General features: G+C 67.1%; 24 protein-coding genes. 7 read left to right on the top strand and 17 right to left on the bottom strand.

Going from position 1 to position 22,896, the window contains the following annotated elements:
* Positions 1 to 9: 9 nt before the first annotated feature.
* From ACFU5V_RS06830 to ACFU5V_RS06805, 6 genes are all read right to left on the bottom strand, one after another.
* Positions 10 to 1,458 (bottom strand): PepSY-associated TM helix domain-containing protein, encoded by a 1,449-nt coding sequence (locus ACFU5V_RS06830; protein ID WP_378697873.1) that lies wholly within the window; start codon positions 1,456 to 1,458, stop codon positions 10 to 12.
* A 223-nt stretch (positions 1,459 to 1,681) separates the two neighbouring features.
* Entirely contained in the window at positions 1,682 to 2,212 is a 531-nt protein-coding gene (locus ACFU5V_RS06825) for a hypothetical protein (RefSeq protein WP_378697871.1), read from the bottom strand.
* Positions 2,213 to 2,267: 55 nt separating this feature from the next.
* Positions 2,268 to 3,281: a hemolysin family protein gene (locus tag ACFU5V_RS06820; protein WP_378697869.1), complete on the bottom strand. Its 1,014-nt coding sequence runs from the start codon at positions 3,279 to 3,281 to the stop codon at positions 2,268 to 2,270.
* Positions 3,274 to 4,641 (bottom strand): hemolysin family protein, encoded by a 1,368-nt coding sequence (locus ACFU5V_RS06815; RefSeq protein ID WP_378697867.1) that lies wholly within the window; start codon positions 4,639 to 4,641, stop codon positions 3,274 to 3,276. The genes ACFU5V_RS06820 and ACFU5V_RS06815 overlap by 8 nt, the downstream gene beginning before the upstream one ends.
* Positions 4,642 to 4,809: 168 nt before the next feature.
* Complete coding sequence (locus ACFU5V_RS06810; RefSeq protein ID WP_378697865.1) at positions 4,810 to 5,784, bottom strand: histone-like nucleoid-structuring protein Lsr2; 975 nt, start codon at positions 5,782 to 5,784, stop codon at positions 4,810 to 4,812.
* A 16-nt stretch (positions 5,785 to 5,800) separates the two neighbouring features.
* Positions 5,801 to 6,241, bottom strand: a complete 441-nt coding sequence (locus ACFU5V_RS06805) for an Lrp/AsnC family transcriptional regulator (RefSeq protein WP_005254660.1) — start codon at positions 6,239 to 6,241, stop codon at positions 5,801 to 5,803.
* 77 nt (positions 6,242 to 6,318) lie between these two features.
* On the opposite strand from ACFU5V_RS06805, the gene ACFU5V_RS06800 reads away from it, so the two are divergent.
* The 7 genes from ACFU5V_RS06800 (at position 6,319) to ACFU5V_RS06770 (ending at position 11,969) form a co-directional block, all read left to right on the top strand.
* Positions 6,319 to 7,062: an AzlC family ABC transporter permease gene (locus tag ACFU5V_RS06800; RefSeq protein ID WP_378697863.1), complete on the top strand. Its 744-nt coding sequence runs from the start codon at positions 6,319 to 6,321 to the stop codon at positions 7,060 to 7,062.
* Positions 7,055 to 7,384, top strand: a complete 330-nt coding sequence (locus tag ACFU5V_RS06795) for a branched-chain amino acid transporter permease (RefSeq protein WP_378697861.1) — start codon at positions 7,055 to 7,057, stop codon at positions 7,382 to 7,384. The genes ACFU5V_RS06800 and ACFU5V_RS06795 overlap by 8 nt, the downstream gene beginning before the upstream one ends.
* An 88-nt stretch (positions 7,385 to 7,472) precedes the next feature.
* Complete coding sequence (locus ACFU5V_RS06790; RefSeq protein WP_095861655.1) at positions 7,473 to 7,718, top strand: hypothetical protein; 246 nt, start codon at positions 7,473 to 7,475, stop codon at positions 7,716 to 7,718.
* 237 nt (positions 7,719 to 7,955) lie between these two features.
* Positions 7,956 to 8,249, top strand: coding sequence for a putative quinol monooxygenase (locus ACFU5V_RS06785; RefSeq protein ID WP_378697859.1), 294 nt, complete (start codon positions 7,956 to 7,958; stop codon positions 8,247 to 8,249).
* A gap of 56 nt (positions 8,250 to 8,305) precedes the next feature.
* Positions 8,306 to 9,523 (top strand): NAD(P)/FAD-dependent oxidoreductase, encoded by a 1,218-nt coding sequence (locus ACFU5V_RS06780; RefSeq protein ID WP_378697857.1) that lies wholly within the window; start codon positions 8,306 to 8,308, stop codon positions 9,521 to 9,523.
* A 298-nt stretch (positions 9,524 to 9,821) separates the two neighbouring features.
* Positions 9,822 to 10,667: a DUF4097 domain-containing protein gene (locus ACFU5V_RS06775; RefSeq protein ID WP_378697855.1), complete on the top strand. Its 846-nt coding sequence runs from the start codon at positions 9,822 to 9,824 to the stop codon at positions 10,665 to 10,667.
* 72 nt (positions 10,668 to 10,739) lie between these two features.
* Positions 10,740 to 11,969 (top strand): cytochrome P450, encoded by a 1,230-nt coding sequence (locus tag ACFU5V_RS06770; RefSeq protein ID WP_378697853.1) that lies wholly within the window; start codon positions 10,740 to 10,742, stop codon positions 11,967 to 11,969.
* A 36-nt stretch (positions 11,970 to 12,005) separates the two neighbouring features.
* Here the strand turns inward: ACFU5V_RS06770 and ACFU5V_RS06765 are convergent, their stop codons facing one another.
* The 11 genes from ACFU5V_RS06765 to ACFU5V_RS06715 all read right to left on the bottom strand — a co-directional run bounded on the left by ACFU5V_RS06765 (position 12,006) and on the right by ACFU5V_RS06715 (position 22,893).
* Positions 12,006 to 13,094: an extracellular solute-binding protein gene (locus ACFU5V_RS06765; RefSeq protein WP_378697851.1), complete on the bottom strand. Its 1,089-nt coding sequence runs from the start codon at positions 13,092 to 13,094 to the stop codon at positions 12,006 to 12,008.
* 53 nt (positions 13,095 to 13,147) lie between these two features.
* The gene (locus tag ACFU5V_RS06760) at positions 13,148 to 14,245 is read right to left on the bottom strand and encodes a Gfo/Idh/MocA family protein (protein WP_378697849.1); all 1,098 of its coding nucleotides are present in this window, start codon (positions 14,243 to 14,245) and stop codon (positions 13,148 to 13,150) included.
* Positions 14,246 to 14,293: 48 nt separating this feature from the next.
* Positions 14,294 to 15,247 carry an ABC transporter substrate-binding protein gene (locus tag ACFU5V_RS06755; protein ID WP_378697846.1) on the bottom strand — a complete coding sequence of 318 codons (954 nt, stop codon included), beginning with the start codon at positions 15,245 to 15,247 and terminating at the stop codon, positions 14,294 to 14,296.
* A 150-nt stretch (positions 15,248 to 15,397) separates the two neighbouring features.
* Positions 15,398 to 15,910 carry a heme-binding protein gene (locus ACFU5V_RS06750; protein WP_378697843.1) on the bottom strand — a complete coding sequence of 171 codons (513 nt, stop codon included), beginning with the start codon at positions 15,908 to 15,910 and terminating at the stop codon, positions 15,398 to 15,400.
* Between the two features lie 3 nt (positions 15,911 to 15,913).
* A complete protein-coding gene (locus ACFU5V_RS06745) occupies positions 15,914 to 16,078 on the bottom strand; it encodes a DUF3263 domain-containing protein (RefSeq protein WP_378697841.1) in 165 nt (54 codons plus the stop codon).
* A 208-nt stretch (positions 16,079 to 16,286) separates the two neighbouring features.
* A complete protein-coding gene (locus tag ACFU5V_RS06740; protein WP_378697839.1) occupies positions 16,287 to 17,150 on the bottom strand; it encodes an IclR family transcriptional regulator in 864 nt (287 codons plus the stop codon).
* Positions 17,151 to 17,158: 8 nt separating this feature from the next.
* The gene (locus tag ACFU5V_RS06735; RefSeq protein WP_378697837.1) at positions 17,159 to 17,905 is read right to left on the bottom strand and encodes an MBL fold metallo-hydrolase; all 747 of its coding nucleotides are present in this window, start codon (positions 17,903 to 17,905) and stop codon (positions 17,159 to 17,161) included.
* 2 nt (positions 17,906 to 17,907) lie between these two features.
* Positions 17,908 to 18,768, bottom strand: coding sequence for an HpcH/HpaI aldolase/citrate lyase family protein (locus tag ACFU5V_RS06730; RefSeq protein ID WP_378697835.1), 861 nt, complete (start codon positions 18,766 to 18,768; stop codon positions 17,908 to 17,910).
* Positions 18,726 to 19,823 carry a citramalate synthase gene (locus tag ACFU5V_RS06725; protein ID WP_378697833.1) on the bottom strand — a complete coding sequence of 366 codons (1,098 nt, stop codon included), beginning with the start codon at positions 19,821 to 19,823 and terminating at the stop codon, positions 18,726 to 18,728. The genes ACFU5V_RS06730 and ACFU5V_RS06725 overlap by 43 nt, the downstream gene beginning before the upstream one ends.
* Positions 19,820 to 22,387 carry a CaiB/BaiF CoA transferase family protein gene (locus ACFU5V_RS06720; RefSeq protein ID WP_378697831.1) on the bottom strand — a complete coding sequence of 856 codons (2,568 nt, stop codon included), beginning with the start codon at positions 22,385 to 22,387 and terminating at the stop codon, positions 19,820 to 19,822. The genes ACFU5V_RS06725 and ACFU5V_RS06720 overlap by 4 nt, the downstream gene beginning before the upstream one ends.
* Entirely contained in the window at positions 22,384 to 22,893 is a 510-nt protein-coding gene (locus ACFU5V_RS06715) for a MaoC family dehydratase (protein ID WP_378697829.1), read from the bottom strand. The genes ACFU5V_RS06720 and ACFU5V_RS06715 overlap by 4 nt, the downstream gene beginning before the upstream one ends.
* Between the last annotated feature and the right edge of the window lie 3 nt (positions 22,894 to 22,896).

Genomic DNA, 22,896 nt, shown 5'->3' with positions numbered 1-22,896 from the left:
CCCTGTCGATCACCCGGCCCGGGTACGGCCGAGGGCACCGACCGAGACGTCGACGAGCAGGAACGCGACGAGGCTCAGTCCCAGCAGCGGGACGAACCAGCCGACGAGGACGACGCAGGCGACTCCGGTCACGGCCGCGACCGGGTGGATGCGACGCCACGTGCCGCGCGCCGGCGGCCTGCCCACCGCCCGGGCAGTGCCGCGGGTGGGCCTGCGTCGCCACCAGAGGACGTAGCCGCGGACGATCACGGCGAGCAACGCCACCGCGAGAGCGGCCAGGATCAGCTGGTTGAGCAGACCGAACAGCAACCCCATGTGCAGGGCGATGCCCCAGGACGTCAGCTTCGCGGCCAGCGGCCAGTCGGCGAACCGCGACACGTCCGTCACCGTTCCCGTGGCCCCGTCGACGGCGATCGAATCGGTCGAGAACTGCCACGGTTCGCGGGTCTGGGTGACCGTGAACGCCGTGCCCGTGTCCGCGGGAACGGTCGCCTCGACGGCACCGGTGACACCGCTGCGCCGGGCCACGTCGAGGACGGTGTCGAGTTCGCCCACGTTCGTGTCGAGGATTCCCGGATCCGACGCGGGAGTGTGCCCGGCGCCGTGACCGTCGTGACCGCCCGAGTCGGCGCCACCGGTAGTCGGAGCCGAGTCCAGTTTCTTGTCGATCTTGGGGGTGGTCCAGCTCAGGGCGGTCCGGAGTTCGCCGACGTTCTCGCCCGCGTACCGCGACCACGTCAGACCGGTGGCCGAGAGGAACACCAGACCGACCGCGATCCAGATGCCGGCCACCCCGTGCCAGCTGAGGGTGCGATTGCGTCCGCGGCTCGACCGGTCGAGCGTCCACAGCCGGGCGGCGTCCGCGTTCCGGGCCCGGGTCGTGCGGTACCGCTGCACCCACAGGTACACGCCGCCGAGCGCGATGACCCACAGCCACGACGCGGCGAGCTCACTGTAGATGCGGCCGGGCTCACCGAGGTGCAGGTGCCGGTGCAACTGCGAAATCCAGGTCCGCATCGGCAGCGCCCCACTGCTGCCGTACACCACCAGTTCGCCCTTCGACTGCGCGGTGGCGGGATCGACGAAGACCGCGAGTCGTTCGGATTCGCCCAGCCCGGGGTCGGTGAACATCACCTGCGTCGTCTCACCCGGTTCGGTCGCCGGGCGCACCGCCGCCACGGCGAGGTCCGGGCGAACCTGCTGCGCGGCCCGCACCTGCTCGGACATCGGCAGGTCGGGGCCGGCCGAGTCGACATGCAGGTAGTCGCGGTAGACGAGTTGCTCGACGGACGGCGCGAGGGCGTAGAGGCCGCCGCTGACGGCAGCGATTATCAGGAACGGTGCCACCAGAATCCCCGCGTAGAAGTGCAGGCGCAGGATCAGTGGCCGGACACTGCGCGGCGGCGAGGACGGGGCGGGCGCGACGGGTTTGTCGCGTTCGAGTTCGGGAATGGACATGACGGTCTCGATTCGAGTTCGGGTGAGGCGGGCAGCCTGCGCCGTCGAGGCCGCGCACGTCGGGGGTGCGCTGGGCAACTCGAGGTGAGGATGTTCCGCCTCGGGAAGGGATCGGCACCGGGACTCGCCGGGAGTCTGCTGGTGCCGTGTGAGAACACGCCGCCCCCGACCGGCGAGCGACACGTCTTTTCCGTGTGCGCCGGGAGGGCGGTGAGAGGTTCGACTAGACGAGTGCGGGTGGTCCGCGGGTGCCGGCGCCCGCGGCGACCAGCAGCCACAACGACAGCTTCGCACGGTAGACCGGGGTCGCCGACCAGGTGCCGGTATCGACCTGCAACGGGGCCAGGATGGCGAGAACGATGCGTGTCAGCGCCGCCAGGGCCCTCAGACAGGCACGTTCGGCGGCGCGAACCAGCACCGCGGCCACCGCAATGGCGGCGAGGTGCGCGGCGATCATCGGGGTGGACAGTCCCAGGCCGTGCGCATGATGGGCCGTCAACGCCAGCGTCGTGTGGCCGATCAACTGGCCCGCTGCGAGCACCGACAGCACGTACAACCATTCGCGGCTGGCCACCCGGATGGCGGCGACCGACGCGCCGACCGCGGCGCACGCGGCGAGAAGCAACACCACCGCGCCGTCACTCGGGGGCATCCCGCCTCCGGCGATACCGTGCGCGGCGATGCTGACCGCGCCGGACACTGAACCCACGACGGAGCCGCGCACCCGCGCGACCACATCCAGCCGTGAATTCACCCCGCGAGGGTACCGCCCCCGCGATCCCAGCATCGGCCGCGGTATGCGAAACGGGTCAGGCGGTCGCCCCCGCGGCCGGACGCAGACGCGCGAGGACATCCGTCAGCGTGACGACGCCGATCAGTTGCCCGGCGTCGGTGACGATCGCGAGATGGCTGCGGGTCTCGCGCATCGTGTGCAATGCCTCGTACACGGCGGCGTCCGCGTCGAGGGTCAGCACGGGACGCATCAGGTCGGCGGCCGTCATCGCGGCGCCTGCCTGCAGGCTGTCCCGCGCATGCACCACGCCCCTGATCCCGTCGTCGTCGCGCACGAGCAGCCGGAGGTGACCGCTTCGGTCGGCGGCCGCCTTGATCGCCGCCGCGGTGGCGTCCGGCGCCACGCTGCTCGGGGAGGTGTTCGGCCGCACCACGTCCCGCACGGCGAGCGATTGCAGTTCCAGGGCGCTGGTCAGCTGGCCGTGGTACCGCTCGTCGAGCGTGCCGACGGTCGCGGAGTGCTCGACGAGGTGACGCAGCGCGTCGGGATCCTGACCCGCCCCGACCTGGTCGACCGGTTCCACGCCGAACAGTCGCAGGCACCGGTTCGCCATCCGGTTCAGCACCAGCAGCAGCGGGCGGGTGGCCCACATGAACCCGCGCATCGGGATCGCCAGCAGGGTCGCCGACTTCTCCGGGTGCGCGATCGCCCACGACTTCGGTGCCATCTCGCCGACGACGAGGTGCAGGAACGTGACGATGATCAGGGCGAGGACGAATCCGAGGACGTCCGCCAGCCACAGCGGGGCACCCCACCCCGCGAACGCCGGGGTGAGCCAGTGATGCACGGCCGGCTTCGTGACGGCACCGAGTGCGAGGGTGCACACGGTGATGCCCAGCTGGGATCCGGCCAGCAACACCGACAGTTCGGATGCGCTCCGCAGGGCGGCCCGCGCCGCCCGACTGGTGGGGGCGGCGTCCTCGAGCCGGTGTCGGCGGGCGGCGATCAACGCGAACTCGATCGCCACGAAGAACGCGCTCGCCGCGATCAAACCGACGGTGACCACCACGACGACCCAGGGATTACTCATCGGTCGTCTCGCTTTCCAGGACGCGGAGCCTCACGAACAGCGAGGACGGAACGTGCTTGTCGACCGCCCGCACCTCGGCGACGAGGCTGCGGACGGGTGGGTCGGCGTCGGCGATCAGGTCGGCCGGATCCGGGTTCAAGCGGATCGCGACGACATCCCCGACGACGGGGAGACCACCGAACTCCGCGATGACGGCGCCGGCGAGCGTCTCGAAGTCACCCGCCGGCAGGTCGTGTCCGAGGACGCGCTCCACCTCGTCGATGTGCAGGTCTCCGGGCATCGTCCAGCCCTCGGACTCGGAGCCCGTCACCGACGCGTCACCGTCGGGATCGTGTTCGTCGGCGATCTCACCGACGAGTTCCTCCGCGAGATCCTCGATCGTGATGACGCCGGCGAAACCGCCGTACTCGTCGACGACGAGGGCCATCTCGTCGCGGGCGGCCGTCAGCTGTTCCAGCACGTCGGGCAGCGGCAGCGACGTCGGCACGACGACGGCGGCGCGGGTCCGGGACGCGGCCACCCCGCCGGGCTGGTCGCCGAGGAGGTCGTGCAGGTGGATGACGCCGCGCAGGTCGTCGGAGGAGGTCCCGACGACGGGATAGCGGGTGTGGCCGGCGCCCATCTTCTCGAGCACACTGCTCAGGGGTTCGTCGGCCCGGACGGTGTCGACGTGGGCGCGGGGAATCATGGCGTGCCCGGCGGTGCGGGTGGGAAAGTCCAGGATCCGGTCGAGCAGGGTCGACAGTTCCCGCGGCAGCTCACCGGCGTCGCGGGACTCGGCGACGATGTGCTCGAGGTCCCGCGCGGTCGCCGAGTGCTCGACGTCGTGCACCGGCTCGATCCGCAGCGCGCGCAGCAGCAGGTTCGACGACTGGTCGAACAACCAGATCAGCCAGCCGAAAAGCTTCAGGTAGACGGTGGTCGACAGCGCGAGCCATCGCGCCACCGGCTCGGGACGGGCGATCGCCAGGTTCTTCGGGAACAGCTCACCGAACAGCATCTGGACGAACGTGGAGAACAGGACCGCGAGGACGGCACCGACACCGACCCCGACCGCCGTCGGGATGCCGACGCCGCCGAGGAGCTCGCTGAGACCGCGTCCGATGAGGGGTTCGGCGACATAACCGACGAGCAGACCGGTGACCGTGATGCCCAACTGGGCGCCGGACAGCATGAACGAGGTGCGGCGCGTGACGGCCAGCGCGCGTGCGGCGCCCGCATCTCCCGCCTCGGCTCTGGCCTTCAGCCGCGAACGGTCGACCGACATGTACGCGAATTCCTGCGCGACGAAATAGCCGGTCAGGGCGGTGATCAGTAATACGACGACGACGCCGAAGCCGATGCTCAGGACGGTCACCACGGTGTCACCCGCGTCCTGCGTCCGGGACTACGGTGATCACTCCGGGGCGGGCTGGGTCTTCGGGGGCGCGAAGCGCTGCTCATGGCTCTCTCTGTAATCGGGGTACGAGCCACCCATAGTAAAGGACTCTTTACCTTTTAGCGTGAGGGGTGCGCAGGGTCACCGGCATCAATCGGCGTGAGCCGCCGAGAACGCGCGCATCACCGCCGCCGGGATCCGCCCCTTCTCCGACACCTCGATGCCCTGAGTCCGAGCCCAGGCACGGACGACCGCGGGGCGCTGCACGTCCACTTTCGCGGGCGCGACGGGAGGCGCCGTCGCGAACGTCGTCTCGAGATCGCTCGTCGCCCGGGCCGATTCCCACTCGTGCAGGCAGGCACCCAGCCAGCGATAGGTCCACTCCTGTCCCAGTTGCCGCGTCTCGCAGAACGTCACCGGCAGCGCCGGAAACCGGGCCTGCAATTCGGCCAGCGCCTCGGCGACCTTGGCGCCGCTGACGTGTTCGAGCTTGAACAGCCGGCTGTACCGGTCCTCGACCACCACGGCGGCCCGGGGCAGTGCGCTCAACTCAGCCGCCGCGTATGTCATCCGCCCGGACAGCAGGCTCGCCGCAAGGTCCTCGAGCGTCTTGCGTTCCACCACCGCCACGATCTCGTCGCCGACCTCGACCGCGTAGTCGCCCGCGGACAGCCGCCGCCGGACCGTGGTCGCCTGCTGCTTCCCGAACGTGTACGGATACTTCTCGGCGGTGTCGACGACGATGTCGAGGACGCGGCCGTGGGCACGCGCCGTCGGCACCGTGACGGCGGGCCTCGCCTGCTTCGCGGTGCGCGGCGACTGCCAGAAGATCATCTCCCGGCCCCGCGCCCGGGTCATGACCAACTGGGAGCGGTTCTCCCGGGCACGGGTGAGCACCAGGTCGATCGCGGGGCCTCGCCGGGTGCACGAACGAACCTCGAGCCGCTCCAGAATCTCGGCGTCGGCGGGCCACTCGTCGGCCCGGTGGCAGTAGACCTTGGATTCGCGTGGCCACGGCTGCTTCGCCTTGACGACGATGCCGCCCGGCCCCAGCGGAACCCGTACCAGATAGGGAAGCGTCGAGCCGGCTTCCGGATTCCGCGCGATCAGCAGGTCGTCGGGCATATCGCCAGAATAGAGGTCAGTCAGCGCTCTTGATGGTCTTCATCGTGATCAGCGACGTCACCCGCGACACCGCCGGGAGTCCGCTGAGCTTGGTGGCCATGAAGTTCTCGTACGTCGCGAGGTCGCGGACCGCGACCCGGATGAAGTAGTCGGGGATCCCGAACAGCCTCCGGCATTCGATCACCTCGTCGAAGGCGGCGACCCGGGACTCGAACTGCTCGATGGTCGCCTGGTCGTTCACGCCGATCTCGGCGGTGACGATCACCTGGAATCCCCGATCGAGCGCCTCCTGGCTGACGATGGCGCGGTAGCCGGTGATGACGCCGTCCGCCTCGAGCTTCTTGACCCTGCGCAGGCACGGGGAGGGAGTCAGACCCACGAGATCCGCCAATTCGGTGTTGGTCAGACTGGAGTCGTTGCGCAGGTGGTCGAGAATTGCGTGATCGATGTCGTCCATCGCACTATTATTGCGCACGAGGCCGATTATGGGCATTTGCTCGCAATCGTGCACCGGGATAATTGCTATAGATTTGCGTGGTGATCGATCCAGCCCCCCTTTCCGCGACCGCAGTCGTCGACCCCGACCCCCGGCACACGCCCGAATGGCGTCGAGCCCTGCAGGCGTCCCTCCCCGTCGGGATCGGGCTGGTTCCGCTGGGGATCGCCCTCGGGGTGCTCGTGGTCCAGCAGGGATTCAACCCCTGGTGGGCGATGGTCTTCACCTCGCTGATCTACGCCGGTTCCCTCGAATTCATCGCGGTCGGCATGGTGGCCACCCTGACGCCGCTCCCCTACATCGCGCTGACCGCGCTGCTGGTGAACTTCCGGCACGTGTTCTACGCGTTGAGCTTTCCCCTCGACCGGGTCAAAGGCCGGCTCGCCCGCTTCTACAGCATGTTCGCGCTGACCGACGAGGCGTACGCCATGTCGGTCACCGGCGACCGGAGGTCGATGACCGGTCGGGTCATGGTGTACTCGCAGCTGTATCTCCACGCCTACTGGATCGGTGGGGCGATCCTCGGAGCGACTGCAGCGCAGTGGATCCCGGAAAACATCGTCGGACTCGACTTCGCGCTGACCGCACTGTTCGTCGTGCTGTCCATCGAGGCGATCCGAGCCCAGAGCGGTTTCGCGGTTCCCACGATCGCCGTGGCCTGCGCCCTGACCGCGCGACTCGTCGACGCCGAACACATGCTGCCGATCGCGATGGGCGCATTCGTGAGCCTGCTCGTCGTCCGGTACTTCCTCACACGCCGAAAGGTGCCTGCCGATGCCTGACGCCGGTTACATCCTCGCGGCCGTCGCGATCATGGCGGTGGTCACGTTCGCCCTGCGGGCGGTCCCGTTCGCGATCGTCATGCCGTTGCGGTCATCCGCGCTCGTCGGCTACCTGGGTGTCTACATGCCCGCCGGGATCATGCTGATCCTGGTGGCGTACTCGCTGAAGAACGTCTCCGTCGCCGCCCCGTCTCACGGGATCCCCGAACTGATCGCGGTGGGGGCGACGGCCGCGGTGCACCTGTGGCGCAAGAACGCGGTGCTCTCCATCGTCGTCGGAACCGGTCTGTACGTCGTCCTGATGAACTGGGCATTCGCCTGAGCCCGGCGCGCCTCACGTTCTACGATGCAACCACACGGGTAGGCAGGAACCACAAGACAGTCGGCCGTTTCTCGGGAAGGACGCACTGATGAGCGAACAAGAAGTTGGTTCGGTGACGGGTCTACGCGACAAGGACTACAACCTGATCTGGTTCGTCGAAGCGTCGCTGAGCAACGCGCTGCGTCTCGAGGGCTACATCTCCGACGCCGACATGGACGGCGACGCAGAGTTGGCCGACTTCTTCCGCCGCGCCCAGGCCGTGAGCCGGAAGGGCGGCGATCTGGGCAAGGCCATGCTCGCCGCCCGCCTCGGGAAGGACAAGAAGGAGCAGTAAGGTCCACCGCACAACGAAAACCGCCGGCACCCGAAGGTGCCGGCGGCTTCTGCGACGGTGCCGTCATATCGCCTCTCGGCAAGTGGTCGCTCTCGGCGACAATTTTAATGTGGTACCCGGGGTATGTCCGACACCGTCGACGGGTTCAACAGTACCGTCCTCGGAGATATTCCGCGCCCCCGGAACCACCCCGATCACGGACCAAGCGTCCGACTGTCCCGAACCGGGAGCGAACCCATGGTCATCGTCGCAGGGCACATCACCGTCGAACCGGACCAGCGCGAGGCGTACCTCGCAGGCTGCGTGAGCGTCGTCGAACAGGCCCGCGGCGCGGCCGGCTGCCTCGACTTCGCCATCTCCGCCGACCTGATCGACCCCGGCCGCATCAACATCTTCGAGCGGTGGGAGTCGCAGGCGGCGGTCGACGCCTTCCGCAGCAGCGGCCCCAGCGACGAGCAGGGCGCGGCGATGCTCACGGCGTCGGTGGCCGAATACGACGTCGCCGACGAGCGGGCGTTGTTCGGCGAATGATCGCGCATGATCGCGATCCGGCAGTCGTCGCGGCGTAGACCTGGCACGATGGCGGGGTGACCGATTCCGATCGCGTCCTCGTCCTCGGCTCGGGGTTCGCCGGTGTATGGGCCGCGCTGGGAGCCGCGCGGCGGCTCGACGAACTCGGCGCAGCAGGCACCGTCGATGTCACGGTGATCAGCGCGAAGCCCTTCCACGACATCCGGGTCCGCAACTACGAGGCGGACCTGAGCGCGTGCCGCATCCCGCTGAGCGACCTGCTCGACCCCGTCGGCGTCGGGCACATCGCCGCCGAGGTGACGGCGATCGACACCGCGGCGCGCACCGTCACCGTCTCGGGCGACGGGGCAGGGGGCACGCAGCGGTACGACCGCCTGGTCCTGGCGCTGGGCAGTCGGGTGGCGAAGCCCGACATCCCCGGCCTGCGGGAGTTCGGCTTCGACGTGGACACGTACGACGGCGCGATGAAGCTTCAGCGCCACCTGGCCACGCTGTCCAACGGCCGAGCGGGCGTGGGCGCGGCGACCGCGGTGGTGGTCGGCGCCGGACTCACCGGCATCGAAACGGCGTCCGAGTTGCCCGGAATGCTCGCGAAGGCCTGCCGCGCCGAACCGCGGGTGGTGCTGATCGACCACAACCCCCACGTCGGTTCCGACATGGGGGACTCGGCGCGACCGGTGATCGAAGCGGGGTTGTCCGAGAACGGCGTCGAGACGATGACCGGTGTCGGCGTCGCAGCCGTCGACGAGCACGGCGTGACACTCTCCTCCGGCGAGGTGCTGGCCGCCGCGACCGTCGTCTGGTGTGCGGGCATGCGCGCGAACCCGCTGACCGCACAATTCGATGCCGAGCGCGACCGGCTCGGCCGCCTGCCGGTCGACGACTATCTGCGCGTGATCGGCTCGCCCGGCGTGTTCGCCGCCGGTGACGTCGCCGCGGCGCGGGTGGACGAAGGCCACCTGTCGGTGATGTCGTGCCAGCACGGGCGCCCGATGGGCCGCTACGCGGGCTACAACGTCGTCGGCGATCTGCTCGGGGAGCCGATGTTGCCGCTCCGTATCCCCTGGTACGCCACGATTCTCGACCTCGGACCGGCCGGCGCGGTGTACACCGAGGGGTGGGATCGCCAGGTGGTGACGCGCGGCGCGCAGGCCAAAGCCACGAAGGTCACCATCAACACCCAGCGCATCTATCCCCCGTTGAACCGCGACCGCGACGCACTGCTGGCCGCCGCGGCGCCGACTCTGCAGGCACGACCCGATCCCGGACAGTAGCCGCCGGGCCTTCCGAGGACATTCTCCGCAGTCGTCGCCGATCCACGCACCAGCTACCTGAACAGCAGTTTTTCAGTCGACAACCACTGTGTGGTGCCGCCCTACGCCCTCCATGAGCCAACTAGGCCCTTGCATTGATGCCATCGTGGTGCCATAGTGGTGCCATGCACTTGATCTCGTATGAGAGACATCGCGACCGCACGGGCTGCTGAGCCGATCGAGGATGCGGTCAGTGCATCCGCTACATCACGTCCCCGACCTGCGGGACGTACACCCACCCACGACGAAGGGGACAACCATGCCCAATTTCGAGACACCTGAACCGATTTCCGTAACGCTCGGCCTCGGCGTCGGCAATGTATGGATCACCGCGAGCGACCGGACCGACACCGTCGTCGACGTGCTTCCGAGCGACGAATCCGACGAGTCGGACGTCCGGGCCGCCCAGCAGGTCCGCGTCGACTACACGGACGGTGTTCTTCAGGTCACGGGACCGAAGGCGCGCGCCCTCGACTTCTCCCGCAAGACCAGGTCGGTGAACGTGTCCATCGAATTGCCCAGCGGTTCAAAGGTATCCGGTTCGCTACAGGTGGGAAACCTCAGCGGCACGGGCCGCCTCGGGGAGTGCACGATCAAGACCTCCGCCGGCAACGTCCGGCTCGAGCACACCGGTTCCCTGCGCGTGAACACCGCGGCCGGTGACGTCACCGCGGCCGGCGTCGCGGGCGACGCCGAGATCCGCACCGGCTCCGGGAAGATCCGCATCGGCGAGACCGCGGGCTCCGTGGTCGTGAAGAACTCCAACGGCGACACCACCATCGACGCCGTCACCGGGGACGTCCGGGTGCGCTCGGCGAACGGCGCCATCTCCGTCGACCGGGCAGGCGCGAGTGTCGAGGCGAAGACGGCCAACGGCAACATTCGCATCGCCGAGGTCGCCCACGGCTCGGTCGAGGTCGGGACCGCGATGGGCGATCTGGAGATCGGCATCGCCGAGGGTACCGCCGCACGGCTGGACGTGAAGTCCAAGTTCGGGCGGGTGCACAACGCGCTGGACGACATCACCCGGCCCGCCGCGTCCGACAGGACCGCCGAGGTGCGTGCGCACACCTCGTTCGGCGGCATCACGATTCACCGTTCCTGATCCATTTCCAGCCCTGGAGAGAGAAAACCCATGACCGTCAGGCACACTCACCCGGCATGCGAAGGACTTCCGATGAGCCGAGCCGTTCCCGTCCCGCACGGCCTCCCCATGGATCGCGACGCCGGCCCGTTCGATCCGCCCAGCGCAATCACCCGGCTGCGCGACGCGCGACCCGTCAGCCCGCTGATCTTCCCCGACGGTCACGAGGGCTGGCTCGTCACCGGCTACGACGCGGTCCGCCGGCTTCTGGCCGACACCCGGTTCAGCTCCCGCCCGGACATCGGCATCCTGCACGTGCCGTACGAGACGCCCGGCATGCCCGTCGCCACCGAGCCGTCCCCGCAGGTGCCGGGGTTGTTCATCGCGATGGACCCGCCGGACCACACCCGGTTGCGTCGCAAGCTCACCGGTGCCTTCACGGTGCGACGCATGAAGCAGCTCGAGGAGCACATCGTCGACGTCGTGGAGCGGCAACTGGACGAGATGGAGCACCTGACCCAGCCGGTCGACCTGGTCAAGGAATTCGCACTGCCGGTGCCGTCACTGGTGATCTGCGAATTGCTCGGCGTCCCCTACGAGGACCGGGAGACCTTCCAGGTCAACACGGCCAAGTTCCTGATCAAGGACCAGGGGCTCGACGAGAAGATGGCCGCGTACGGCGCGCTGACGGCGTACCTGGCCGAACTGGTCGCGGTCAAACGCGCCGCGCCCGGCGAGGACATCCTGTCCGACCTGGCCCGCGACGACGACCTCACCGTCGAGGAGTTGATCGGCATCGCGTTCCTGCTGCTGCTCGCGGGCCACGAGACGACCGCCAACATGCTGGCGCTGGGCGCCTTCGCGCTCCTCGAGCACCCCGAGCAGCTGGCCGAACTCCGCGCCGATCCGGACCTGATGCCCGATGCCGTCGAGGAACTCATGCGCTACCTTGCCGTCGCCGACATCTTCTACCGCTACGCCACGGAGGACATCGAACTCGGCGGCGAAACGATCGGGCAGGGATCGACCGTCGTCGTCTCCTTGCTGGCCGCCAACCGCGACCCCCTGCGTTTCGACAACCCCGACAACTTGGACATCCACCGCAAAGCCCGCGGTCAGCTGTCCTTCGGCCACGGCGTCCACCTGTGCCTGGGCCAGCAACTGGCCCGCCTCGAGATGCGCGCCGGCTTCGCGGGACTGCTGCGCCGCTTCCCGGCCCTCCAGCTCGCCGTCCCGGCGGGCGAGGTGAAGCTCAGGACCGACATGAACATCTATGGCGTGCATGAACTTCCGGTGCGCCTTCGGCCCGTGAGTACTTATTAACGTCGGGCGGTTAAGAAGTACTCACGGGCGGTACCGCTACATCCCGAGTAGCGAAATCAGTTCCCTCTGAACACTGGGCGTGGATGCCACCGCGTAAGCGGGCCGCACGTAGTTCGCCGGAAGCGGCGGGCACCCCGTGGTGGCGTTGGGTGAGGACGTTCCTGTCGCCGCGGTATTGAGAATCTGTTGACCCTGCGTGCTCATGAGAAAGCTGAAGAGGAACCTGGCGGCATTCGGGTGCGGGGCCGTCGACGAGATGGCTGCCGCCGACTCGGCTCCCATGATCGGAGCGTTCGTCGGGAGTAGACCACGAACGGGTGCTCCCTGGCTCGTCTGATCGTTCACGTTGGTCTGGCTGCACGGCAGGAATAGCGACGATCCCCCCGCCGCGAGTTGCTGGGCGCCGGACGGACCACTGTCGATCAGTCTCGGCCGTTGAGCGGCGAACTTCTGAAGGAAGCCGTCACCGTAGGTTTCGCGAATCATGTGCCAGAAATAGAACGCGACGCCGCCCACGTTCTTCAGGTCGAGTGTGAGAGCGTTGCCGTTGAATTGCGGGTCCAGCAGGAACGTCCAGTCTTCCGCAGACGTAGCGTCGACCATGTTGGTGTTGACACCGATGCCTTCCGGGTTGATGGCGACGATGCTGTAGTAGGGGTCCTTGAAGTCGGTCGGCCATTGAGCCATGGCTGGTTGGGATTCCACCTTGGCCAACCATCCCTTCTCGCTCCACCCGGGTACGAGCGCGGGATCGCTGATCATGACGACGTCGGCGTTCGCCTTGCCGACTGCGGCCTCCGCCGAGAAGCGTTGGGACAGCTGAGACGAGTTGAGTCGTTGCGGGACGACGGCAATGTTCAGTTGGGCAAGAGCGGCGACCACTTGGTCGAGAATGCCGGGCGGGGTGGACGTGTAGAGCGTGACGGTGCCTTCTTGTTGCGCCTTGGCCAGCAACTCTTGGTCTGTCGAATTCAGTCCTCCCACATCGATATCGGGTACCGATGCGTCGCTGTTCCCTCGCGGACTGCACGCTGCGACAAGCAGGCCGAGAGCGCCGCCCAGTCCCCATCCGAGTGCGGTACGCCGGGACACCACGAGTCGCTGGTGAAGGTCGTGCTCTGTCATGTGTACTCTCCTTCGTGCCTGCACATGCGGGTGAGTAGGGCTGAAACGAACTTTCAGACGCAGTCGACTTGTCCAAGTTCCGACGACCTGGTGACGTCATCGAGTACGCGGTGCAAGTCGACCGCGGTCTCGAACGTGGGAGCGGCATTGTTCCCGGTGCGTATCGCTTCGGCGAACACGCTGTAGAGCTGACCCACGTTGAACGGATTGCCGCGCGGAAAGTCGGCCGGAAGGAGAACGAATCGGTCCGGGATCTCGAGGTCCGCAAGTTCGTCGGTGCCCCGCGCGGCCTGTAGGCGGAGCGCCTCTCCACGCTGGGGTGAGATGCTGTTGCTCACCACCATCGTTCCGTCTCGGCCGTAGATCTCCATGCGGAAGCCGGTGCCCGCCCAGGGTGTCGCAGCCACGTGCACCGACGCGACCGCTCCACTGATCAGCCGGGCGCTGACCTGGACATCGTCGGGCGCAGTGACGTCGACGGTTCGGCCGGTGTCGGTCTCGTGCCACTTCGGGGTCTGCACGCTGAGCAGGCTGCGCATCTGTGCGAAGTCGCCGGCGACGAAGCGCAGGGTGTCGATCACGTGCCCGAACGCGATCGTCAGCGTGTTCGCTCCGTTGGCTACGTCGGCGAGCCAGGATCTGCTCGACGGCCGCTCTGACGGACCTCCGTATCGGAAGCCGCTGACGTTGTACGACAGCACCTCGCCGAGGTATCCGGATTCGAGAAGTTCCTTGACGTACATGAGGGTGGGGCTCAGCCGAGATTGCAACCCCACCACGGTCTGGACTCCCGCCGAGCGCGCGAGCGCGGCAAGTTCCTCCGCCTCGGCAGTGTTCCGCGCCAACGGCCACTCGGTGTACACATGCTTTCCGGCCTCCAGCGCCGCCTTTGTCGGTTCGTAATGCTGGGGCACTCGCAGCACCACCCCAACGGCGTCGATTTCCGGGGAGTTCACCATTTCGCGATAGTCGTGGAAGGCCAGGCGCGTTCCGAGGGCGACGCGCGCTGCTTCGGCGCTCTCGCGCCTGCTCGTGCAGACTGCGGTCAGCTCGACATCCGGGCTGGCCGCCAGCGCGGGGAAGTGCGATTCCGACGCCCAGCGTGACGAGAGGCTGGCGCCCACCAGTCCCAGACGAATCTTGTTCGGCATCAGTGCTGCTCCTGAGAGGTTGGACGGGTGAAGTTCGGTGATGCAGGGTTATTCGTCGAAGAGGGCGTGGGGTCCGAAGAGGTCCTCGACCTGGAAACGCGTCGTTGTGATCTTCTGGTGGTAGGCGAACTCGCAGAGAGTATCGATCGCGGCTCGGTTCGGGCTGATGCCGTACGGGAGGAAGTCGGATCCGACAATGGCACGGCCGCGCGCCTTCATCTCCGTGGGATCGTCGAGAACGTCGAGGTACGCCTGCTTGGCGGTTGTGAATGCGTCGAACAGGGTGCGGGCGATGTCGGGTCGGGCGGTGAGGACGTCTTGCTTGATGACGATGACGTGCAGAAGTGGGTAGACGCCGGTTTTCCGGTACCAGTCGGCAGCGTCCTGAGCGGGGTTCGGGATGAGGGGTTTGATGCCGGTGCTGTCGTAGTACCACCTTTCGCCGCGGTCACGCCACGGTCGGCCGGGGTCGTCGGCGGCATCGATCGCGCCGCTGGCCAGTAGTTCGGCCAGGCTGGATCCCTCCGGCGCCATTTCGACGTTGGGGGGATTACGAAAGTCGTCGAGGTGAGCACCTTCGAGCGCCACCCACGTCACGCGGTTCAGGTCGACGCCGTACTGGTCGTGGAGGATTCCACGACCCCATACAGGGGCGGTCTGTGGGTACGACTTGACGCCGATCCGTTTCCCTTCGAGGTCCTTCGGGACCTCTATGCCCGAGTCGACTCGGTACAGGATGCGATCGTGGGGGAAGTTGCGGTTCGGGAAGATCGGCAGCGCGACGAGCGGACGTCCGAGTTCCCGAGCGATCATGTAGTCGACCAGGGTGATCTCTCCGACATCGAACTGAAGACCGTCGGCGACCGCGTTCATGGCTCTGCTGATCGGAACGGCGTCGACGAAGTCGATCGATACTCCCGGGATCTCGAGGGTGCCGTCCGCGACGGTTCTTGTGTAACCACGGGACTCGAACACCGTCCGCAGAACGAGTTCTTTCGACAAGATTGTCTCCCAACGAGTTTCAAAATTCTGGATTCGTGTGGCATGAAGCACACCATTCGGGTCGTACCGAAGTCAATCGTCTTCTCGATTCACGAGAACACTCGAAACCACTCTGCACGTGAGGCTTCCGTGATCTCTACTCTTCGAGTCCTAGTCGGGCTGAGCAACGAGTTCGACTGCTTCTATACCGGCAATCGCTGCTGCTTCATCGTTGTCCGAGGTCTCGCCCGAAACCCCGACAGCACCGACGAGTGCCTTGTCGGCGTTACGCACCAGGACTCCTCCGGGCACCGGAATCAGGGAACCCCCGATGGCCGACGCCGCGGCGGAGATGAAGTACGGCTGCTGCTCGGCACGGGACATGAGGGCACGAGTACCCATACCCAGGGCGAGGGCCCCGTGAGCTTTCGCGAAAGCGATCTCGAACCTCTTGGTCGACGAATCGTCCTCACGCTCGGCCGCGACCACGTTTCCGCCGGCATCGAGCACGACGATGGTCAGCGGCTTGAAGCCCCGGTTCCTCGCGACGAATCGGGCTTCGGTCACGATCTGCTTTGCGGTCTCCAACGGAATGGTCATGCATTGCTCCTGTCGGCCGACGATTGCCGGCTTGCTGAACTGACTCGGATGAGCCTCGGATATGGCGGTGATCGGCTCGAACATCGCTCAATCGAACGACGCGAAGTTCTGTCGCCCTTCGATCGTGTCGAGGATGATGTGGAGGCGTTGGGTGAATCGGCGCGGTGACATTCCGAATTGCACGAATGTCTCGTCCTCCGGCACTCCACCGAATGGTTCCCAGGCACGGGCGAAGTCGAGGATCTCTTCCATTTCTCGACTCAGGGCGGGTCGAGGTTCCGCATGCCATGTGACGTCCGGGCGGCGGTCTCGCCAACGGCGGTACCGTCTGATGTCGACCTCGACGTCACGAGATGCGTATGGTCGCAGATCCGTTCGCCGGTTGCTCGTCTCCTCCTGCTGAACCCCCCGGATGCGTGCTGTCATGGTTCTCACCTCTCGAAGCAGTTCTGTTTGTTCGCTAGCGTCGGCTCGGGATGGGAGCCCTGTCGTCGGCGGTCAGGAGTTCGAGCTCACGGGACAACTCTTCCGCTGCCTGTGTGAGAATCGGTACCGCCTCGGCGATGACCTCGTCGGTCATGCGTGCCTGGGGGCCGGAGATGGAGACTGCACCTCGTGCGGGCGAGCCGGGAAGGGCGACAGCGACGCAGGAGACCCCTATCTCCTGCTCGCCGAGATCGAGCCCGTACCCACGCGCTCGGATGGCACGCAATTCCTTCATCATCTGGCCCGGCGTCGTGATCGTTCGGTCGGTGTGGGCGTGCATGTCGGCGCTGCCGATCACGTGCGCGGCCCTGGCCTCCGGGTAGGTCGCGAGGATCGCTTTGCCGACAGCCGTGCAGTGCACGCTGACCCGTTGACCGACCTCGGTGAACATGCGCATCGAATGCCGTCCGGGAGCCTGCGCGACGTACACGACATGCGTTCCGTCCAACAGGGCGAAATTGGCGCTCTCCCCGACGGTGTCTGCCAGTCGGCGAAGATGCGGGTTGGCCCACACCTCGAGTAGCCGGCTCGCTGCTTCTCCCAACCGGACGAGCCGGGGGCCCAGCGCATACGCACGGGACGGCTCCTGGCGGACGTACCCCAGGGAGACCAGAGTGCGCAGGAAGCGGTGGATCGTCGGTAACGGAACGTCCGACCTCTCCGCCAGTTCGGAGACGCCGGCGACGCCCCCTGCGTCGGCCAGCGTCTCCAGCAATGCGAACACCCGGGCGACGCTCTGCACGCCCCCTTCCGGCTGCCGAGCATGCTCGTGGGTCGCCGAGGGTGCGAGGGTGACGCCTTCTGCCTCCGTCGCGATGTCGCGAGCAGTGGATGCCATGGTGGCCCTCATTCTTCCGCGAGGTCGAAAGTGGTGACGTCGTCGAAGTCGGCGGACAGCCGGGCCTGCACGCTGGTCTGCCGGGTATCCAGGTAGCTGCACCCACCGTCACGCAACACCATCGGGAGATCATGCCCTGGGACCACCGTGGTGCCCGGAACCTCTTCCCAGCGTGTCCAGATGCGGGCGATCGAGTCCTTGCTCAGCGGGGCGTCGAGCGTGGCGTCCACGCGATGGCAGACGAGTTCGGCACGGTTCTTCGCGGCGTCTCCGAGGAAGATTGTCCGAGTCCCGTCGTGGTCGACCGTCACGATGAGGCTGCCCGGCGTGTGGCCGGGAACAATTTCGGTGCGGATGCCCGGAAGCACCTCGCTCTCGTCGTCGAGCAGCACGGTCGCCGGACTCGATGCCAATTCGCGCACATACAGTTCCGGGACCGGCCCGACCCCGTGGGGTACCTGCAGTGCCCATTCCATCTCGCGCCGAGAAACGTGGACACGTGCGCGGGAGAACATCGTCCAGTTCACGCTGTGATCGTGGTGGCAGTGGGTGAGGACGATGTCGGTCACCTCGTCCGGGGCGACGCCCCGCTCGGCCAGGCGTCTGCGCAGTAGGTCTCGCGCGCCGAACGGTCCGGTGTCGATCAGAACGATCCGTTCGCCGGACCGTACGAGTCCGACGGAACTCCAGCCCATTCCCCCGTTGGACGGGGACACCCCGGGATAGCCGGTGATCAACAGGTCGATGCCGGTCACTGTCATAGTTCCTCGCTAGGTTCGGTGAAAGGTCCGAGGTCTGCGATCGCCGCACGAGCTCCCCGCAATTGGAACGCGGTGTCGGTCCCGACGGATACGTAGCACGCCCCACTGTCGACGTACCGCCGAGCCAGATCGAGCCGACTCGACAGCCCGCCGACGCCGAGGTGTTTCCCGTGCTTCCGGCACGCTGCGCCGACACGTTCGTAGGCGCGGGCAAGCTCCTCGTGGTCGTACTGACCGGCGATACCGAGGTCACCGAGAAGATCGTTGGTCCCCACCAGCAGCAGATCGACACCGTCTACCGCCGCGATCTCGTCGACGTGCTCGACGGCCGCCTCGGCCTCGATCATGACGGCGACGAGGGTGGCGTCGTTGAGCACGCTGTTCGCACGTGCGGTCGGCATCGACGAATAGCCCAGTTGGACGGTGGCGCCCGCGGCGGAGCGCACACCACGCGGAGGGAAGGACGCGGCAGCCACTGCGGCGCGCGCCTCGGCCGCCGTCGTCACGTGCGGGACGATGACGCCGAGCGCGCCGCCATCGAGAACTCGGCCGATCACGTCCAATCGGCCAGGGGGGATACGGACGAGTGGAGTGACGCCGCTCGCCTGAGCTGCGATGCAGATCTGACTCGTCTCACCGAGCGTGAGCGGTGCATGTTCCAGGTCGACGTAGAGGGAGTCGAAACCGGCCGCCCGAGCCATGACGGCGATCTCGGCGCTACGGCTGTACCTCACCACCATCGATGTGCAGACGGTGCCTGCGTCGAGCCGGGCCCGGAGACGATTGAGTTGCGTGTGCTCGCGCATTGTGTCGGTCATGACGCGGATGTCCTCCTCGCTGTCGCGAGCCACGGCCATCGCGGCTCCTTGATCACGCCCGCCCCGAGCCGGAAGTGCCGCGCCTCGTCGAGCGTCTCGACCACCGGAAGATCGGGCGAGTACGCGCGAACGCCGATCGGATGCGGGCCGGCCTTGGACACCTGGCCACCCAACGGGCGGCCGATGACGTCCTCGAGTTGCCATGCGAAGTCGATCAGCGCTTCCATGTCGACGCCTGTGTCGACCCCCATCATCTCGAGAAGATTGACAAGGTCCTCGGTGGGCGCCATGCCCGTTGCCCGGCCGTTACCTCCGTAAGGGCAACCGCCGATGCCGCCGACGGTCGTATCCAGCTCGAGGGTGTGCCGCTCGTCCAGCGTGCGGATGGCGACGTAGGTGGAGGTGAGTGCGAGACCGCGCGAGTCGTGCAGGTGCAAACGGACATTCGTGATGCCGGGCCACCGCTCGAGGATCCGCCGCAACTGGGTCTCGAGGACGTGGGGCATCACCCAGCCCATCGGGTCACTGAGAAACACGCTGGTGATCGGAATTTCGGCGTCGTCCCACCACTTGGCCTGCCGCTCGAGCACCGCGAAGGCCGCGTCATCGCCGGGAAAGTCTCCGAAGTTGGATCCGAATGCGGCCCCGATGCCGATGCCCACCGAGTCGGCGGAGCTCGCCGCGGCTCGGGCGACGATGTCGGGCCACCCGGCGATCTCGTCTGCCTGCGAACGGTTGTAGTTGCGGCGGACGAAGATGTCGCTGAGGTGGCAGTGCAACCGCGGGATCTGGACGTCCTGGCTGAGCGGCGGGGTGTACTGCGCGGCGCGTTCCCTGCCCTTGGCGTTGAAAGCCCGTGCGATGTAGTGGACTCCCGCCTGCGGCTCCAGTCCGTCCAGGATCCGCTCCATCTCCGCCATCTGCGGCGTGTATCGCGGGCTCACGAACGACCCGACGACGATGCGCCGCAATCCCGTGCGTGACAGCGAGTTCAGGAGACGGATCTTGTCTGTGACCGGGATGTCGGCCGACTCGATCTGCATACCTTCTCGCATCACTTCTTCGGTGATCGCGATCGTGGGCAGGCCACTCATTGTGCACCTCCGTGCTCATCTGCCGTCGCGACGGCACCAGTACCGTTCTCGCTTGTGGTGACATTCGCGCGCAGGGACGCAACAGCCTCGGCTACCACGTCGCTGTACCCACCGCCGACGGACAGGATCGATCGGTTGCCCAGCATCTCGGAGTAGTCGTTCGCCGACGCGGGCAGCGGATTCCTCGGCGCACGTGCGACAGCTCCCGTTCGGCAGTCGGCCGCGACCTCACCGGGGTCGTAGCCGGCGTCGTCACACAACACCGCGGTGGTGTGTTCGGCGAATCGCGGCGCGCGCCCGCGTGTGCGCACCTCGACGCCGCCGCCGGACCAGGTGAACGGGCGGCCGATGATCGGGCGGGGGCCCAGGTCGCGGAAGCCGTCGACGACCTCGTAGAAACCGCGGTGAACGAGTTGGGGATCGGCGAGAAGATCGCGTGCGCCGTGTACCTTCCCGGCCGCGATCCCCGATTCCTGCAGCGCGTGGGCCGCCTTCGAGGCCTCCAGTCCCGCGGCCCACTCGGCGACCGCCGCTCTTACGTCACGCCTGGGTGGTTCGGCGGCCCCCGAGACGATCCGAAGCAGTCGTCGTACTTGGTCGTCGGTCGTCGCGCTGAAGGCCAGCCACTGCTCGTCGCCGGCGCAGGCGACGACGCCGCTAGCGAGTGCGTCGATCTCGTCGTTGCCGACGCGTTCGTACTCGCTGCCGTCCACTTGGCGGCGCAGGATCGCCTCCGGCATGACCGAAACACCGAGTTCGTACATCCCCAGGTCGATCCACTGGCCGCGACCGGTGCGTTGACGGCCGAGCAGGGCAGCGAAGACGCCGACCAGGCCGGTCCAGGTCGCCAGGAAGTCGGGGTAGGACTGTCCTGCCTTCATCGGCGGGCCGCCGTAGTAGCCGGTGTAGCGGGAAATGCCCATCGTGGCCTCGAGTGTGGTGCCCTGCGCCTTGAACCCCGACCAGGGTCCGGTTGATCCGAAACCACTGTTGGACAGCATGATCAGGCGTGGATTGATTGCCCGAAGTGCCTCGTAGCCCAATCCCAGGCGGGGCAGCACACCGGGTGTGAAGTTCTCGATGACGATGTCTGCCCGGGCGACGAGGCGACGGAAGATGTCCTTGCCGCGCTCGCTCTTGAGATCCAGCGAGATGGCCCGCTTCCCCCGGTTGATCACCTGGAACGTCGACGTACGGTTCCACGGGTCCTCACCCGGATCGTTGTCGAAGTATCCGCCGTAGTCGGTGCGGGCTTGGTCGAGTCGATACGGTGACTCGATTTTCACGACGTCCGCCCCGAAGTCTGCGAGCAGCCCTCCGAGGTAGGGCCCTGCGAAGACCTGGCTGAGGTCGAGAACCCGCATGTGGTCGAGTGAGGGCTCCCCGGGACGCGCCGTCCCCGACGCGTCTCCGCCGGTTCTCGATGGCGATTCTTCGCCGAGCCGAGGCGCCCGGCGCGTCGGGACCGTCTCGCGCCAGCCGCTGAATCTCCCCAGACTCGCCGGGAATTTCATCGGGTCGCCCGTCGGGCCGGTGATGTCAAAGAAGCTCTGGAACGCCCCGCGTGCCTCCAGTTGGTTGCAGCCGAGCATCTGGGCTGCGTCCTGGACGACACCGACCAGGAAACCGTCCTGGGAGGCGTCGACGAACAGGTCACGCGCAGCGACAGCCTTCAGGTGTGGGGTCAGGATCTCCCGCAATTCCCCGGCCAGGGCCGTCCGGTTCTCCTTGCTCGCATAGCGGGGCAGAGCCAGCGACGGTTCCCCGAACAAGTCGGCCAGACGCGACATCGGCGCGGCCGTACTCGCCTGGACGGTGACGTACCCGTCCGCGCAGGGCAGCGGATACCCACCGAACGGATCCGCCGTCGCCGGCGGCCGTGACTGCAGCACGCCCAGGAATGCGTACAGCGACTGGTTCATCACCAATTCTGCTGCCACACAGTCTCGGACAGCGAGGTCGATCAGTGTGGACTCACCCGACGAGCGGGAGGCGTACACACCGGCCATGGCCGCGTAGGCGGCGTTGAGCCCGGCGTAGTACGTGCTCTGCCGCAGACCGCGTTTGACCGGTTCGCGCTCCGTTGCGCCGCTGATCGACATGACGCCACCGAGCGCCTGGACGACGAGCTCGGACGCGGGCAGATCGGCGTACGGTCCGTCGCTGCCGAAGGCGGTGACGGACACGACGACGCCGCTCGTCCACGAGTGGAGGATCGCGGGCGTCAGGCCCAGTGACCGCGCTTGCGGGGGGGCGAGGCTGGTGACCACGACGTCCGCTGTTCCGATCCGCTCCCGCAGACGGTGGAGATCGGGTGCCGCCGTGAGGTCGAGCACGACACTGTGCTTGTTCCAGTTGAGGTACTCGAACAGGTACCCGTCGACACCGCCCGGCGCCGCGGGATCGCGGAGCGGATCACCCTCGGGCGGCTCGACTTTCGTGACCTCGGCACCGTAGTCGCCGAGAATGCGTGCCGCGAAGGCGCCGCTGAGTCCGCTGCCGATCTCGACGACGACGAGATCGGCGAGTTCGGTGCTCGTCGTCGATTCGTGACTCCCGCTCATCCGTTTCGCCCCCAATCCCAGTCGAGAGTGCAGGGATACGGAACGGCGGGACCACCGGCGAGCGGAACGATTCCCAGGGCGCGCCCGGGAGTGCTCTCCTGGCCGTCGTCGTTGATGATCCCGATGTCGCAGGTCACCAACCCGTAGTCGTCCTGCACCCGAAGATCGGAGATCGTCCCCCGGGCCGTCAACGCCTCCCCGGCGATATTCATCCGGCGGAACTCGAACGTGATGCCGGCCAGCCAGCCGTCGGGGCGCAGCCACGAGGAGACCAGGTCGGTGAGCAGTTGCTGCTTCCAACTCCCGCTGATCAACAGGCCGGGAAGTTGCTCCTGGTCGGCGGAATACGGTGCATCGTAATGGATTCGATGCCAGTTCTCGGTGGCCGCCGACCACCGCATGAGGTGGGCGGAGGACAGCGGCCCCCGCGCGAGCGGCGGAAGCTCCTGACCCACCTGCAGATCCTCGAATGCCGGCCGTGCCGAAGCCGAAGTCGAAATCGTCATCAC

It is taken from the genome of Rhodococcus sp. NPDC057529, from assembly GCF_042802055.1.
In the GTDB taxonomy this organism is placed as follows: Bacteria; Actinomycetota; Actinomycetes; order Mycobacteriales; family Mycobacteriaceae; genus Rhodococcus_F.
The sequence above is the reverse complement of the archived record's forward strand: the minus strand, read 5'-3'. Positions and strand labels throughout refer to the sequence as shown.

Excerpts from the sequence above, each read along its gene's own strand:
- ACFU5V_RS06830 (WP_378697873.1), bottom strand. The coding sequence starts at position 1,458 with ATGTCCATTCCCGAACTCGAACGCGACAAACCCGTCGCGCCCGCCCCG.
- ACFU5V_RS06820 (WP_378697869.1), bottom strand. The coding sequence starts at position 3,281 with ATGAGTAATCCCTGGGTCGTCGTGGTGGTCACCGTCGGTTTGATCGCG.
- ACFU5V_RS06810 (WP_378697865.1), bottom strand. The coding sequence starts at position 5,784 with ATGCCCGACGACCTGCTGATCGCGCGGAATCCGGAAGCCGGCTCGACG.
- ACFU5V_RS06805 (WP_005254660.1), bottom strand. The coding sequence starts at position 6,241 with ATGGACGACATCGATCACGCAATTCTCGACCACCTGCGCAACGACTCC.
- ACFU5V_RS06795 (WP_378697861.1), top strand. The coding sequence starts at position 7,055 with ATGCCTGACGCCGGTTACATCCTCGCGGCCGTCGCGATCATGGCGGTG.
- ACFU5V_RS06790 (WP_095861655.1), top strand. The coding sequence starts at position 7,473 with ATGAGCGAACAAGAAGTTGGTTCGGTGACGGGTCTACGCGACAAGGAC.
- ACFU5V_RS06785 (WP_378697859.1), top strand. The coding sequence starts at position 7,956 with ATGGTCATCGTCGCAGGGCACATCACCGTCGAACCGGACCAGCGCGAG.
- ACFU5V_RS06775 (WP_378697855.1), top strand. The coding sequence starts at position 9,822 with ATGCCCAATTTCGAGACACCTGAACCGATTTCCGTAACGCTCGGCCTC.
- ACFU5V_RS06770 (WP_378697853.1), top strand. The coding sequence starts at position 10,740 with ATGAGCCGAGCCGTTCCCGTCCCGCACGGCCTCCCCATGGATCGCGAC.
- ACFU5V_RS06765 (WP_378697851.1), bottom strand. The coding sequence starts at position 13,094 with ATGACAGAGCACGACCTTCACCAGCGACTCGTGGTGTCCCGGCGTACC.
- ACFU5V_RS06760 (WP_378697849.1), bottom strand. The coding sequence starts at position 14,245 with ATGCCGAACAAGATTCGTCTGGGACTGGTGGGCGCCAGCCTCTCGTCA.
- ACFU5V_RS06750 (WP_378697843.1), bottom strand. The coding sequence starts at position 15,910 with ATGTTCGAGCCGATCACCGCCATATCCGAGGCTCATCCGAGTCAGTTC.
- ACFU5V_RS06745 (WP_378697841.1), bottom strand. The coding sequence starts at position 16,078 with ATGGAAGAGATCCTCGACTTCGCCCGTGCCTGGGAACCATTCGGTGGA.
- ACFU5V_RS06740 (WP_378697839.1), bottom strand. The coding sequence starts at position 17,150 with ATGGCATCCACTGCTCGCGACATCGCGACGGAGGCAGAAGGCGTCACC.
- ACFU5V_RS06730 (WP_378697835.1), bottom strand. The coding sequence starts at position 18,768 with ATGGCCGTGGCTCGCGACAGCGAGGAGGACATCCGCGTCATGACCGAC.
- ACFU5V_RS06725 (WP_378697833.1), bottom strand. The coding sequence starts at position 19,823 with ATGAGTGGCCTGCCCACGATCGCGATCACCGAAGAAGTGATGCGAGAA.
- ACFU5V_RS06720 (WP_378697831.1), bottom strand. The coding sequence starts at position 22,387 with ATGAGCGGGAGTCACGAATCGACGACGAGCACCGAACTCGCCGATCTC.
- ACFU5V_RS06715 (WP_378697829.1), bottom strand. The coding sequence starts at position 22,893 with ATGACGATTTCGACTTCGGCTTCGGCACGGCCGGCATTCGAGGATCTG.